Below are 13,845 nucleotides of genomic sequence, written 5' to 3' on the forward strand. Positions count from 1 at the left end.
TCGTAAATAGTGATCCATTGTAACGAACTCTGACCCTGAGTGAACTTTATTGACTTTCTTAGTTGAAAGATTTAGATATATTTCAATGAATTTGAATGCTAAAAAATGTGGACAAAATTTTTCATAAAAAAAACCATATTAATAAAAAAGGCAACATTTCAATGAAGAAATGAGCCTTTTTTTTCTATCAATATAATATTTATTTTAATTTTAATCTTTTAAGACAACTAATCAATAGATCCAATCTTCCAAAAATCATTCTTGTTTACTCGATTGTTCTTTTTCCTTCTTTCTTTTTAGGAAAACAATTAACCAAATGATCCCTATTAAAAGTAATAATCCGCCTTCGATATAATACCAGAAATGATTATTTTTTATTTCAACTGCTTTATTATTCAAATCTGTTGCTTCTTTTCCAATTGTAAATAATTCATCCCATTCCCATACTTGAGTTCCGCTGATCGCTTTCATCTTTAAACGGTAAGTTCCTGGTTCAATTGGATTATTATTTAAATCGATTGCGTAATCAAATTTTGAATTTGGGGCCATGCTCATCTCAGCTTTTTTCGAACTATATAAAACTTTATTGGAACCTTTTTTAAAGATTTGCGCATCAATACTCATATCCTTCACAATGGAGGATTCGCTGTTTTGGATTGTCGCAGCAATTGCTGTACGATAATTTACTAATTTAGGTTTAATGTCAAGCAAATGTAGATCCGGCTCTACTTCTTTAGTGTTTTCCGATAATTTTATTCCAACCACATATGCGTATTCATTTTTTATATTAATGCTTTCACTTTTAGAACTTTTTTCAGTTTCTTCGATTTTTTTCTTAAAGTGGGCTGCTCCTAAAATAACTCCATCATATTCATCTTTCGGCATTGTAATCGAAAATGACACTACTTTTGATTTACCTGGTGGAATAACAACTTCTTTTTGAGGTTCTTTTATTAAGCTAGTTAATGGATACTTTAAAGATTTATCTGCATCCTTACTATTCGATTCAGTGTAATCAATCAGTCCATTATCATTTGTTGTTGCAAAAGTAATATTCCCTTGGATTGTTTCTTCTTTTTTACTATTATTAAAGACCTCGATTTTAAGATCCTGTTTTTGTCCTGGAGACATTTTTAAATCAAAATAAGATTTGAGATGATCAATTTGATTTGTTGGAATGATCGCTTTTACAGAAAAATCGATATTATTCTCTGCTTTTACAGATAGAGGGATGAACGATAAAGTTAACAGAATAGCAGAAAAAATTAGCAATAATTTTTGACGTATAAGATCCAATTTTATATTCCCCCTTTAGAATAGAGACTTTATATCATTTTCACTATAAGACATTTAATAACGTTTCATCTAATAGGTTCCAAATAATATAAAGTCCATTCCATTAATTGTTATTTTTCAAATTAACTACTATAAACCCGGAGCATCCGTTAATGTCCACGTAATAGTTGCCTCATGATTCCCAATCGTTGCTGAGCCTGCAGGTATCGTCAAAGTGACATTATCATTGAATGCCCCATCATTTACTTCTGGATTTGGTCCAAGCCAACGAGTAACCCATGTACCATAACCATTACCCGGAGATGCGGAAACAACAGGTGAAGCTGTACTTCCGTCAGTATTTAAAGCAATTGTTTCAGTTGCTACTGGAGACCCACTTGTACTTAATGAAATAACGGAACCATTTTTAAATGTAATGATTGCCCCAGGTAGTGAATCTGCTGTTCCACTTGTAAATTTACTTGCTTTAGCAGTTACTGACCAACCTGCCCCTGTACCGCGGCGATCTGACACTTGAATAAACGGCTTTTTAGATTTAGCCGAATAGACTTCTGTTTTATTTGAAATCTCATTTACTCCGAAATCAACTGATGAAACATAATCTAATGTTAATGAACCAGCATTCCCTGTTGGTGGATCTGTTGGATCAGTTGGACCTGTTGGTTCTAATGGTTCAATTGGATTTGTAGGATCAACAGGTGTAACTGGGCCTGTTCCAGCAACGAATGTAATTGACCCTTTTGAATTTCCTACAGATGATACCTCCGCAAAAGTTGAGTGAGCAGCTCCAACTAATGATGACATCCCTATTACACTAACAAGCGCGACTTTTGTATATTTCATTTCACTTTACTCCTTTAAAATTATTTTTTTTGTTTCAACGATGTCATTATATCGCTGTAGTAAAGTGATTCCCATGATGTTTTTTACCTTTGATTTAGGTAAAAATAATATCCTGTCTTCATTAAAAATTCACATTTAACTCTAAAAATCGCATAAAAAGGTGTTTTCCAATAGATAAATAAACTTTCACTGAATTAAGACGGAACATTAAAAGCAATAATAGTAATAAATTGGACAAAATTTTGGAGATTTTGAATGGATAAATCAACTAAACGGAAATTACAAATAATTAATATTTTGAGTAAACAAGATAAGTGGTTTAAAACAGAAGAATTAGCAAATGAGTTACTTTGTACTGAAAAAACAATTCGAAATGATTTACAGGCAATTAACACACACCTACCTAAAGGATGGCAAATTGAAACAATAAAAGGTAAAGGAATTTATATTAATAAACCAATTTCTTCATCGATTAATGAAATTCGTTCACTTTACGTAAAAAATTCATTGAGTTTTCAAGTTATTATGCTCATACAATTTACTCAAATTAAAAGTATTGCAGAATTAGCAAATGCGCTTTATACACAGCAACCTGCTGTCTATTCAATACTTGATCGAGTTGAGGAATTATTGGAGGCTTACCATTTAACTTTAAAACGTGGGCCGCTTGAGATCGTAGGAAGAGAATTTGAAATTCGGCTATTGTGTGGTGATATCCTAGATGCCTTATGCGCTTATTCGGATGATCAAGAATGGCCACTTGAAGCATTCTCATTTCAAGATATTAAAAAAATTGTACTAGACACTACTGAAAAGTTTAAATTATTCCTCTACCCTTCTACTACCAATAAGTACGTCTATTTACTTGGAACGATGTTATATAGAATCGATAAAAAAATGCAACTTGAATTAACTGATCAATCGATAAACAAGATTTTAGAATCAAATTATTTTAAAATTGCTAATGAAATTTGTAATCATTTAGAACATCAATATAAACATCATATTTCTATGAATGAACGAATTGCTTTTTCATTATTAATATCAACTCTTCCATATTATAGTTTTGACAACATGGAAAAAAACGAATTTCTTTATTTATATCAAAATCAAAAGACAAGGTATTTTAAGGAACTCTATCACTTAGTTGAACTATTAAAGAAAAAAACAGGTATATCGTTAGATGAAGACGAGGAGTTTCTTTACACATTACATGACCAATTCCAAAGATACTCGTTCATTTTATACTCAATCGATAAAAAAGAACCATCCTATTCAATGGACCGCTATGTTAAAAATCAGTATTCAGACCTATATAAAAAAGTATCAAAAGCCTTACAAATCTGGACGAAAAAATTTTCATACCCTGAAATTACTAGAGATAAAATTGCGAAAGTTGCATTAAATGTTCAAGCTTCTAAAATTAATTTCTCATCATTAAGGAAGAAGGTTTTATTATTAACAAGTAATGGTCCAGGAGTACATCGTTATATTGAAACGAAATTGGTTACTGCTTTTGGTCATAAAATTGATTTTATTCTTCCTAAATTAGGTGAGTTTGAATCAACTATTATAAATGAACTAAACATTGAATTTATTATTTCTGATTTCTTGCTTGAAGGAGAAATCATTCATCCAATCATTACAATTGACCCTGTTCTTACGCAAAGAGATATTGATCAAATTTCAAATTTCTTAAGTAACTCGACATAAAAAAGTAAGGCAAAATAAGCCTTACTTTTTGTATTTTGACTATCTATTTTCCAAGTGTTGTTTAATAAACTGTGCAATCTCAGCGTTCGCTTGCTTACTAATACTTGAAGCCTTGTCCATTAACTGAAAATCATGAAACATTCCTCTCCACACTTTACATGTAACCTCTACGCCATTAGCATTTGCTTTTGCCGCATAAGCTAAAATATCATCGATTAACTCTTCCCTTGCGCCAGCATGGATCAGCATTGGAGGTAAACCTTTTAAATCACCATAAAGTGGTGATATTAAAGGATTTTTTCGATTATTATTCCCTACGTATGTATCAACAATATTGATATCATTTCCATGATAACTTGCATGAATACTATCTAAATCTGAAGTGTATAATTGACTTTCTTTCGTTAAGTCAGTCGCTGGAGAAAACCCTACAACAGCTGTTGGATAGTTTCCATTTGAAGATTTTATTTTATTTAACAAAGCAAATGCTAAATTGCCACCAGCACTATCCCCAACGATAACAACTTTAGAATTAGGACCAGTATTTTTTCCTAAATAATTATAAACTTTTTCAACATCGGTTAATGCAGCTGGATATGGATTTTCAGGTGAAAGTCTATACTGTATCGTTAGTACCCTATAACCTGTCTCTCTAGCTAAGATTGTTCCTAAATTCCTCGAAAAACCTAACCCACCTCTGGACCAACCTCCGCCGTGTATATAAAAAACAATCTTATCTTCTGAAGATCCATTTGGAATTAACCATTCCACTTTTGTTCCTTCAATATTATCTCCCTTAATTTTAATATTAGAAGGAGTTGGGACTATTTGTTTTTCAATTTCGATTCGTTTTTGCTCTAATGATGCTGTTCTTCCTTCTTTTGCTTTTTTTATATTTAATGCTCTAAGAGTTTCCGAGACTTTGTCGGGTTTCTCATTTTTATAGATAAGGGAAGCATTACTTTCACTTTTCACAGTATTTTTTGAAGTAACTAAATAATTTCCGATTAACATACAAGTCACTACTGAAAGAAATATAAAAGTTTTTTTCAAAATAGATCCCTACTTTACTGGTATTTCTAATATTAAATTTTCCATTTTCTCATGATTTACTCGGAAATAAAAAAGGTGCACATAACTTGTGCACCTTTTTAGCGTATAGACACTAAAAAGTAGGTAAATTACTTAAATTATTTGTAGGATCACCATCAGGATAAGAACGAAGTGTTTTATGTGGATTATCTCCACGAGTTAGACCTGTGTTTACATCTTCAATTTGTTCAAGTTCTGCCATCGCAATGGCTTGTTCGATCCCGACTATTTCACCATTTTGAAATTTTACATCTGTAATATCACCATCGCCATTTTTTCGTACTGCGACGATATGTAATTTATTTGGATCATCTTGATGTTCAGGATGTCCGATACCACGATTTTGAAACGATATACCAACACACCTCCATTTATTAGACACAAAAATAGTATGGCGAGATGAAAATATGTTTATCCTTCCAAATTATTACAGACTTAAACTCTTGTTCAATATTTCACAAATTATTCACAGACAAATTTGCACAAACAATATACGATAGGTATGTAATCATTAATCCAAACCACTTTCGAAAGAAGGGAAACATATGACTACTGTTTTAGGAATGACAAGAGAAGGCAGATTAATTCACAAAATTGGTGATGGTTATTACCGATATACAAAATTAAACAAAGACGAACTAAAAACATTAAATATACTTGTTGGTGAAGGTATGGCAACTGTCGTAAAAAAAGGGATCGGTTATGCGGCTCTTGTTAAACTGACTGATCAAGGCAAAATTATTAATCACGAATGTTAATTTTCATTGATTAGAATAAATGAATTAATACACCCATGAAAAGTCTTATACGTTTAAAAACCCCCATTTTTTTACCCATTTAAAAGCTTACATAACTAAGCATACTTAAAGGGGTAAAGTTTTAATAAGAAAACTATGTTATTGATACATTATTCTTTGGTGAATCATTTGATGAAAATGGCAATATAAAATTTATAACGCTAACTATTGACACCATTTATTCGCCTACTAAGCCATCACCATCTCGATCATCCATATATTTATAGAGCCATGAATCGCGCGTAATTGGCATTTTAAAGCCAGCAGCTTTGGCTTCAGCGATTGTAACACTTCCGTTATGATTGGTATCCACTTTACTAACATCTTCATTACTATTTTTCGTTTTGTTTGAAGATGCATTGTTTGTTTTCGGTGGAGTACTGCTCGCATTTGTCGTTTTCCCTAAATTTTTGTTCACTTCATCTGGGTTTACATTGTCAAATTCATCTGTAATGGATCTGCCCTGAATTTTGTATGTGAATTTATAATGGTTAGGAATTTGCGTCTTAGTATTTGGATATTGAATCACTGCTACGAAATCAGTGCAACCTCTTGCATCTCGAATCACTTTTTCCATATAAGCTTGATCACCGTGCCTATTAAGATTGCTGTTCTGAGGTGTAATGTTATATGCGTTTGATACTCCACCAAGCGAGTCTGCAATCACATGCCCTTTATCCAAGATCGGACTCTCTGTACCAGGAACATTTGCTTCATCAGCGTAATATCTACCTGATGACAAAACATGATCAGTATTCGAATTTTGAAGTGTTATCTTTTTCGCCTCAACACGTATTAGCTGACTGTATTCATTTGTATACGCCCAATATTCCCGTTCTCCATATCCAACATCTACTTTGACATTCGGCTGTCTATGTCCCGACATATCCCCGCCGTTTACTACAATTAGGGTATATTTGCTGTAATCAAATCCGCCCGTTGTACCTGTTGCCTTTGAAGTGCTAGATGCAGGAACACTTTTGTTTGGTTCACTATCACTCGTTGGTTTTTCTTTGTCATCGTCAGATGTAGTCTTATTAGTTTCTACTGTCTTAGAAGCCGTGCTCGTTGGAGTTTCCACTTTTTTTGACGACGTCTGTTCAGTGATTTTTCCGCAACCCACAGATACTGATAGTAAAATCACAGTAAATAAAATCAAAAATATTCTTTTGTTCACACTTCTGCACACCTTTCTCATGTTTCTACTCTAGAAAAATCATATTTAAACGATATCACATTTTGATCTTTTGTTGGAATATATCTATCGTTGGTATTGAAACAATATGAAACTATCCCGCCATTTACTTCATTAAAAAAAGCCGCAATACCGACCGTAATCTTATACAACTAATGCTTGAGTTAGTTGCATAAGCGTTAACAAATTTTTTTATAACTAACAAGTGTAATATTTTCATTTAATCGTATTGTTTCTCCATTAAGTCTATAACCCACTTTTTCGTATAAATAACAATTACGTTTTTCTTCTAAAATTGTTCTTAATTCCCAAGTAGCTGCCTGTGGAAATTGTTCCTCGATTAACTGGATAGCTTTCTGGGCAATTCCCAATCCTTGGTATTCTGGTAAAATGAACATTGGACTGATCCAAAATTTAGTTTCTTCTTTCCAATAGATACAAATTGCTCCTACAAGTACATCATTATAATAAATTTTATAAAAATCACCAGAAGAATAGTTAATTCTCCTAATAACATTTTCAATCGGTTCATTTGCTGGATTAGTATCGTAATCTTTATATTTCTCTAATAATGGCATAAAGGCTTTCACTTGCATATCGAAAATTACTTGTGCATCTGAGTCTGTTGCTTTGTCTAATCTTATTTTCACTGTCTCGCACCTCTGAATATTTTAGTTCCAATATTAAATTCTATATTATTTCTCGAATTTCTCGTTGTCCTTGTTGAGCTAAAGTATTGCTTTAGTTCAATAAGCTTTTCATTTCCTTTAATTCGATGTTGCTTAATATAGTTGGAATAGCACGATTAATATAATTAACTAACTGTTTCATTTGCTCAAAAAAATGCTCATTGTTAGGTTTGCCAATATTCACTGCTGTTTGTAGACCGTTATAAACCTCGTTAAATAAATAAATATCCCCTTTAATATAGCATGCGGTGAATGCCATTACTGTAAAACAAATTTGGAAAGCCAATGTGATAATTCTAATGATAATGGTGATATGGGTGCCTATTTCGGATATTCTGGTAATACGGGTGGCTATCCAGGTGGGCAAGCCGAATATTTAAGAGTGCCATTTGCCAACTTTACTCATTTCAAAATTCCAGAGACTTGTGAAGAACCAGATGAAAAGTTAGCAGTTATTGCAGATGCGATGACTACTGGTTTTTGGAGTGTTGACAATGCAGGAGTAAAGGGTGGAGATACAGTTATTGTTCTTGGCTGTGGTCCGGTTGGTCTTTTTGCTCAAAAATTTTGTTGGCTAAAAGGAGCAAAGCGTGTCATTGCCGTAGATTATGTAGACTATCGTTTGCAACACGCAAAACGTACCAACAAAGTTGAAATTGTAAATTTCGAACACTTTGAAAATGTGGGAATGCATTTGAAAGAAATAACAAAGGGCGGCGCTGATGTTGTCATTGATGCAGTTGGAATGGACGGTAAAATGACTGATTTAGAGTTCCTGGCGAGCGGAATGAAACTTCATGGTGGAGCATTCAGTGCGTTTATCATGGCTTCACAAGCAGTGCGTAAAGGCGGGACAATTCAAGTTACAGGTGTTTACGGTGGCAGATATAATGGATTCCCTATGGGAGATATTATGAACCGAAACGTCAATATTCGATCTGGACAAGCACCTGTGATTCATTATATGCCATATATGTTTGAATTAGTGTCGACCGGGAAAATTGACCCAGGAGATGTCGTAAGTCATGTACTTCCACTTAGTGAAGCAAAGCGTGGCTATGAGATTTTTGACACAAAAATGGATAATTGTATAAAAGTCCTGTTGAAACCTTGAAGAAGGAGGTATAAAAAATGAACTACACCTTACATGAAGTTCTTGAGGTCCATGAGATGGCTGCATTTAAGACCACTTGTTTAACTAAATCCAAAACGATGAAAGCGTTACTTACAGATCAGCTATTAAAAGATATTATGCAGCAAGACATTGATATATCTACGAGACAATTACAAGAATATGCTACTATCCTTTCCAACGCTAAGCAGTAAATTAGGAGATGAATAAACATGAATCCAATCATTGAAACTTTAACTGGCATGGACGCACTATCGGATCAAGTGGTTGCAATGGATCTACTCATTTCAGCTAAAAGTGGTATTAGAAATTATGCCATGGCTGTTACGGAGGCAGGAACACCGGAAATTAAAGAAATGCTCACTCGCCATTTAGTGGAAGCTCTTGATATGCATGAACAAATATCCAAATATATGGCAGAAAAAGGATGGTACCATGCTTGGGATACAAACGAACAGATCAGTTTGGATTTAAATAATATCAATACAGCATTGAACTTACCGATATTATAAAAAATTTTTCAGGAACGGTTTACCACTCACTAAATAAACTGTTCCTATTAATTCATTTTGAGTTTATTTGGCAGAAGTAAATAAACCTTTGTTTGTTTTACACTATTTAATTAAAACAATTACATTGACTATTTTTATTATGAGAAGGTCGGAGAAGGGAATTCATCAATTTTGATACGAAGTAAACTATAAGGTTTCTGTCGTAAGTCTTCTCCATAATGAAATCTAGGCTGTCGATGTAATTGGTTCACAATGAAATACAAATATTGATCCGGACCAATTGAAAAAGTATCAGGCCACAAAATTCTCGGATCATGTGCGATAGTTTCCATTATACCATTTGGAAATATCTTACGGATACAGTTGTTTTCATAATCTCCAGCATAAACAGTTCCATTTGCATCGGTGATCATTCCATCAGACGCACCTTTTTCTCCCCAATACTTCACATGATAAGGTACATCCATGTCCGGTATCGTTCTGTCTCTAAGGGCTTCTGTTGAAATCGAAAACAAGTGACGACTAGTTAGTGGAGCAAAAAATAATATCTTTCCATCGGGAGAAATGGCAAGACTATCAGACGCCAATCTAAATGGAGAAGTTGAACCGTCTTTGTTTCGATTCACTAAAATTTGACCTTCTACTTTCGGTAAAAAATAGGGATCGGGCGATGTTGAATTTGCCCCATTTAACCGTCTAAATGCGTTACCATTTGATAAATCTACGACGATAATAGCTCCTGGTCCTCTTGAAGATGAATCCGTTATATAGGCATAACCTGCTTTTCCAACACGAAAATCAAAACGGACATCATTCAGATAAGTTGTAGGCAGGACAACATCTTCTGTAAAGGTATATACTTTTCTTATTGTATTAGTTTCTAAATCAACAGCGACTAATTTTGCCCCCCCTTTAATAGGTTCAGAAAAATTGGGTGCCGCTGTATCTAATATCCAAAGCGTTCCCCTTCCATCAGCAACTACACTTTGGACACTGATGAAAGTCATTGTGATATTCTCGGGGTTAACCAAATTGGCTTGTAAATTAGGATAAGGCTGCAATCTATCCTCAACAATTTCCCCCACCGTAAATTTAACATCGTCTCCCCATTTCGGAAAGCAAATGAAAATACGACCGGTTTCTGAAACAGTAACACCTGTAGGCATAGCCCCATAAAATGCATAAACTAGTTCTAAATTACCGAAATATTTTTCACTAGGTAACATTGGTTTCATAATATCCTCCTCAAGCATTCAAACGGGATATCTCCAATATATTATTTATATTTTTTCTAGTGCATGTTTCTAAATAAGCTTTTTTCTCCATAATCCCACATTTTTACCCAAGGATAAGTTTTTCTTGTAAAAAGAAAGAACGCTTTTCTATTGGTCTATAATCATTATAGAACTTGAATTTCATTGAGTTCACTCCTTAGAATTAAATCTATCAACTACATTGAATTAAACAATTTATTTTTTCATTCCTTATACTACTAAACTGCAATTTTGTTCTAGACCAGATATAAATCCTAAGAAACTGCTATTCATTGGTAAAAATTATCCTTTCTCTAACTAACACATCAATTGATATGATTCTTTTAAAAGAACTAAAAACTCTTGATTTAGATCGTCTACACTATGGAATCTAAAATTATTGTGAAATCGGTTTTTGGAAACTTGTTCAATTTTAGTAATCTTTTCGTGTTCAATTTGGTGGTTTGTAACTAAATTAAAATCTAACCATTTCTTTTTTGGATGAACTCCTCCAAAAGAAGATTTATTCAAAAGATGAATAGAGGTCTTTTTAAACTTAATTTCAAATGCACCTATTTCTTTCAATAAATCGAGGATTTTTGAATATATTTCATAAACATTAGATGCCTTATTTGAGAATAATTCATCTTCTGACATATTGTCATCTCCTTATTTCTTCGTACCATAGAAGATAGTATTAACAGTTATTTTGCCTCTTTTTACATCATTTTACAATTATCTTTATTCAATTAATCTGCCAGGTAGTTGCATAAGAAAATCAACAATATATCTTAACAGAGCCTAAAAAAAACGCTATCTCATAATGAAGATAACGTTTTAGACTGATTTCAACTTTGTTCATTTAAAACTTGTGCCAACCCGGTAAAAAACTTTAATGACTCCGGATTAGACATTGAACCTTGATTGACAACTTTTTCAGGAGAAAACCCTAATAATATTTTACGTATTGGAACTTCTAATTTTTTGCCACTTAATGTTTTTGGAATTTGTTCAACTTCATAAATTTCATTAGGTACAAATCGCGGTGAAACCTTCTGTTTAATTTCTACTTTTATTTTTTCCTTTAATTCATTTGTCAAAACAACCCCATGTTTAAGTACAACAAATAATGGCATAAATGACTGACGGCCTAGTAGTTCTAAATCGATTACTAAACCTTCCATTATCTCATCAAGTGACTCAACAACTCGATAGATTTCGCTTGTACCTAGACGTACTCCATGTCTATTTATTGTTGAATCTGATCTCCCATAAATGACACAACTACCTTTTTCATCAATTTTAATCCAATCTCCATGTCTCCAAATACCTGGATAAACTTCAAAATAACTTTCAAGATAACGCTCATTATACAAATCACCCCAGAAATAAAGCGGCATGGATGGCATAGGAGAAGTAATTACTAGTTCTCCCACCTCATTAATAACTGATTTTCCCTCATCATTAAATGATTGTACATGAGCACCTAATGAACGAGCTTGAATCTCTCCAGCATAAACAGGAAGAATCGGTGAACCTCCAACAAAAGCTGTGCAAACATCAGTACCTCCACTAGTTGAAACAAGCCAGATGTCATCTCTTATATTTTCATATACCCAGGAAAATCCTTCGACTGATAGTGGGGATCCCGTTGAACAAATAGACTTTAATTTAGAAAAACTATGTCTATCTTTTAGCTTTATTGCGTGCTTCTCACACACACTTAAGAATCCTGCACTTGTGCCAAAAAATGTTACACCTACTTCTTCTGCAAGGTCCCATAAAACATGTAGACTAGGATAAGTTGGGCTTCCATCAAACAATAATATCGTACTGCCAGATAACAAGCCTCCTACTAATTGATTCCACATCATCCAACCAGTAGTAGTAAACCAAAACATGACATCATCTTGATTTATTCCTTGTTCAACTACTAATGTCTTAAGTTGCTCAACTAATATTCCACCTTGACTTTGTACAATTGGTTTAGGCAACCCTGTTGTCCCCGATGAAAATAGAATCCATAGTGGATGATCAAAAGGAACACTTTCAAAAGTAAGTTCACTGCTTCCCACTAATAATTCATTCCAAAAAACTGTTTCAACTTCCATTTTCGATTCATCAAAATTTACATAAGGCACTAAAATTGTCTTCTTTAATGTAGGTAATTCAGACTGTAGCTCGTCCACGCTTGATAACCTATTTTGAACTTTTCCATTATAAGAATAACCATCCACTGCAAATAAAATAGTCGGTTCGATTTGTTTAAATCGGTCAATTACACTACTCGTTCCAAAATCTGGTGAACAGCTGGACCAAATTGCTCCAATGCTTGCACAAGCTAAAAAGGCAATGATCGTTTCAGGAATATTAGGCATATATGCCACAACTCGATCCCCAGATTTAACACCTAATTCTCTTAAAGAATTTGCGACCAAGCCTGTCTTTTCCTTAAGCTCTTTCCAACTTATTTCTGTTTTTGGAGTAATTTCTGATTGAAAAATTAATGCAGGTTGGTCTCCTTTATCATTTCGAAATACATGTTCTGCATAATTAATTTTAGAGCCGGTAAACCATTTTGCGCCTGGCATTTTTCGCTCTTCAAGAACATGATCGTATGGTGCATATGAAATTACATTACAATATTTCCATACGCTCTCCCAAAAGGACTCTAATTCATCGACAGACCATTTCCATAACTCACTTTGTGTATTGAAAAATAGATTTTTTTCATTTTCGAGCCAGTTCATAAAATGGCTAACTCCAGCATTTTCAATTTGCTGCCTAGTTGGTTCCCATAATAAAGCACCTTCAGTAATCGCTTTCATTATTACTCCTCCTAAATTAGCAATCTATTTATTTTAAGGACACAGTAACTGCGTATAACTCAAACCTTTTGATGAAACTCACTATCATCTTTCCATTATGTATAAGCCAAATCTATTTTTCTAAAAATACTTAATATTTAAAAATTAACTATTATACTATTACACAGTAAATTCACTGTCAATATCGAAAATGAATCATCGCTCAACTAAATGCGTCTTTATAAATTGAGCTTTCATATAGCGTTCTAGTTAAATTAACCCAAAAAACTTCATACTTTATCCTCATATAGACACTGTTGATATTTAATTTGATTGAATGTAATATATTAATTGATAATTCTGCAGGTTATTATTTCCAATTTTACCATTAGTTACCATAAATATATTATAGCTCGTATATCTCCAGAAATATGGTCTGGGAGTCTCTACCTAATTCCCGTTAAGAATTAGACTACGAGGTAATTTTTACTTTATTAGTAAAAAAAAGCTGAATTT

14 protein-coding genes, 1 pseudogene and 1 riboswitch are annotated in these 13,845 nt (G+C 33.3%); of the genes and pseudogenes, 5 read left to right on the plus strand and 10 right to left on the minus strand.

Annotated features, from left to right (window positions below):
• Nucleotides 1–255: 255 nt before the first annotated feature.
• Both COJ46_RS01040 and COJ46_RS01045 read right to left on the minus strand, forming a co-directional pair.
• Nucleotides 256–1,296 (minus strand): WxLIP family cell surface protein, encoded by a 1,041-nt coding sequence (locus tag COJ46_RS01040; RefSeq protein WP_217993278.1) that lies wholly within the window; start codon nucleotides 1,294–1,296, stop codon nucleotides 256–258.
• A gap of 129 nt (nucleotides 1,297–1,425) precedes the next feature.
• Nucleotides 1,426–2,139 carry a WxL domain-containing protein gene (locus tag COJ46_RS01045; RefSeq protein ID WP_097978478.1) on the minus strand — a complete coding sequence of 238 codons (714 nt, stop codon included), beginning with the start codon at nucleotides 2,137–2,139 and terminating at the stop codon, nucleotides 1,426–1,428.
• Between the two features lie 255 nt (nucleotides 2,140–2,394).
• On the opposite strand from COJ46_RS01045, the gene COJ46_RS01050 reads away from it, so the two are divergent.
• Nucleotides 2,395–3,852, plus strand: a complete 1,458-nt coding sequence (locus COJ46_RS01050) for a BglG family transcription antiterminator (RefSeq protein WP_097978477.1) — start codon at nucleotides 2,395–2,397, stop codon at nucleotides 3,850–3,852.
• Between the two features lie 39 nt (nucleotides 3,853–3,891).
• Here COJ46_RS01050 and COJ46_RS01055 read toward each other — a convergent pair whose 3' ends face one another.
• Both COJ46_RS01055 and COJ46_RS01060 read right to left on the minus strand, forming a co-directional pair.
• Complete coding sequence (locus COJ46_RS01055; protein ID WP_141437833.1) at nucleotides 3,892–4,905, minus strand: alpha/beta hydrolase; 1,014 nt, start codon at nucleotides 4,903–4,905, stop codon at nucleotides 3,892–3,894.
• Nucleotides 4,906–5,017: 112 nt separating this feature from the next.
• Nucleotides 5,018–5,326 (minus strand): DUF3892 domain-containing protein, encoded by a 309-nt coding sequence (locus COJ46_RS01060; protein ID WP_353652152.1) that lies wholly within the window; start codon nucleotides 5,324–5,326, stop codon nucleotides 5,018–5,020.
• A 163-nt stretch (nucleotides 5,327–5,489) separates the two neighbouring features.
• Here COJ46_RS01060 and COJ46_RS01065 point away from each other — a divergent pair, with 163 nt between their 5' ends.
• The gene (locus COJ46_RS01065) at nucleotides 5,490–5,702 is read left to right on the plus strand and encodes a hypothetical protein (protein WP_097978475.1); all 213 of its coding nucleotides are present in this window, start codon (nucleotides 5,490–5,492) and stop codon (nucleotides 5,700–5,702) included.
• A 217-nt stretch (nucleotides 5,703–5,919) separates the two neighbouring features.
• Here the strand turns inward: COJ46_RS01065 and COJ46_RS01070 are convergent, their stop codons facing one another.
• The 3 genes from COJ46_RS01070 to COJ46_RS24755 all read right to left on the minus strand — a co-directional run bounded on the left by COJ46_RS01070 (nucleotide 5,920) and on the right by COJ46_RS24755 (nucleotide 7,911).
• Nucleotides 5,920–6,939 (minus strand): DNA/RNA non-specific endonuclease, encoded by a 1,020-nt coding sequence (locus tag COJ46_RS01070; RefSeq protein ID WP_097978474.1) that lies wholly within the window; start codon nucleotides 6,937–6,939, stop codon nucleotides 5,920–5,922.
• Between the two features lie 176 nt (nucleotides 6,940–7,115).
• Entirely contained in the window at nucleotides 7,116–7,586 is a 471-nt protein-coding gene (locus COJ46_RS01075; protein WP_097978473.1) for a GNAT family N-acetyltransferase, read from the minus strand.
• 91 nt (nucleotides 7,587–7,677) lie between these two features.
• Complete coding sequence (locus COJ46_RS24755) at nucleotides 7,678–7,911, minus strand: hypothetical protein (protein ID WP_097978472.1); 234 nt, start codon at nucleotides 7,909–7,911, stop codon at nucleotides 7,678–7,680.
• Here COJ46_RS24755 and COJ46_RS01080 point away from each other — a divergent pair.
• The 3 genes and pseudogenes from COJ46_RS01080 to COJ46_RS01090 form a co-directional block, all read left to right on the plus strand.
• Nucleotides 7,852–8,739: pseudogene (locus tag COJ46_RS01080) on the plus strand (zinc-binding dehydrogenase); the annotation flags it as partial. The gene COJ46_RS24755 and the pseudogene COJ46_RS01080 overlap by 60 nt on opposite strands.
• Before the next feature lie 17 nt (nucleotides 8,740–8,756).
• Entirely contained in the window at nucleotides 8,757–8,951 is a 195-nt protein-coding gene (locus COJ46_RS01085; protein WP_097978471.1) for a hypothetical protein, read from the plus strand.
• An 18-nt stretch (nucleotides 8,952–8,969) separates the two neighbouring features.
• The gene (locus COJ46_RS01090) at nucleotides 8,970–9,269 is read left to right on the plus strand and encodes a spore coat protein (protein WP_097978470.1); all 300 of its coding nucleotides are present in this window, start codon (nucleotides 8,970–8,972) and stop codon (nucleotides 9,267–9,269) included.
• A gap of 137 nt (nucleotides 9,270–9,406) precedes the next feature.
• On the opposite strand, the gene COJ46_RS01095 is transcribed toward COJ46_RS01090, so the two are convergent.
• The 3 genes from COJ46_RS01095 to COJ46_RS01105 form a co-directional block, all read right to left on the minus strand.
• A complete protein-coding gene (locus tag COJ46_RS01095) occupies nucleotides 9,407–10,504 on the minus strand; it encodes an L-dopachrome tautomerase-related protein (RefSeq protein ID WP_097978469.1) in 1,098 nt (365 codons plus the stop codon).
• A 336-nt stretch (nucleotides 10,505–10,840) separates the two neighbouring features.
• Nucleotides 10,841–11,179, minus strand: a complete 339-nt coding sequence (locus COJ46_RS01100) for a DUF5655 domain-containing protein (protein WP_097978468.1) — start codon at nucleotides 11,177–11,179, stop codon at nucleotides 10,841–10,843.
• 191 nt (nucleotides 11,180–11,370) lie between these two features.
• The gene (locus COJ46_RS01105; protein WP_097978467.1) at nucleotides 11,371–13,350 is read right to left on the minus strand and encodes an acetoacetate--CoA ligase; all 1,980 of its coding nucleotides are present in this window, start codon (nucleotides 13,348–13,350) and stop codon (nucleotides 11,371–11,373) included.
• A gap of 372 nt (nucleotides 13,351–13,722) precedes the next feature.
• Nucleotides 13,723–13,824: riboswitch (purine riboswitch) on the plus strand.
• Nucleotides 13,825–13,845: the final 21 nt, after the last annotated feature.

Source organism: Bacillus sp. AFS077874, from assembly GCF_002566505.1.
Classification (GTDB): Bacteria; Bacillota; Bacilli; order Bacillales; family Bacillaceae_G; genus Gottfriedia.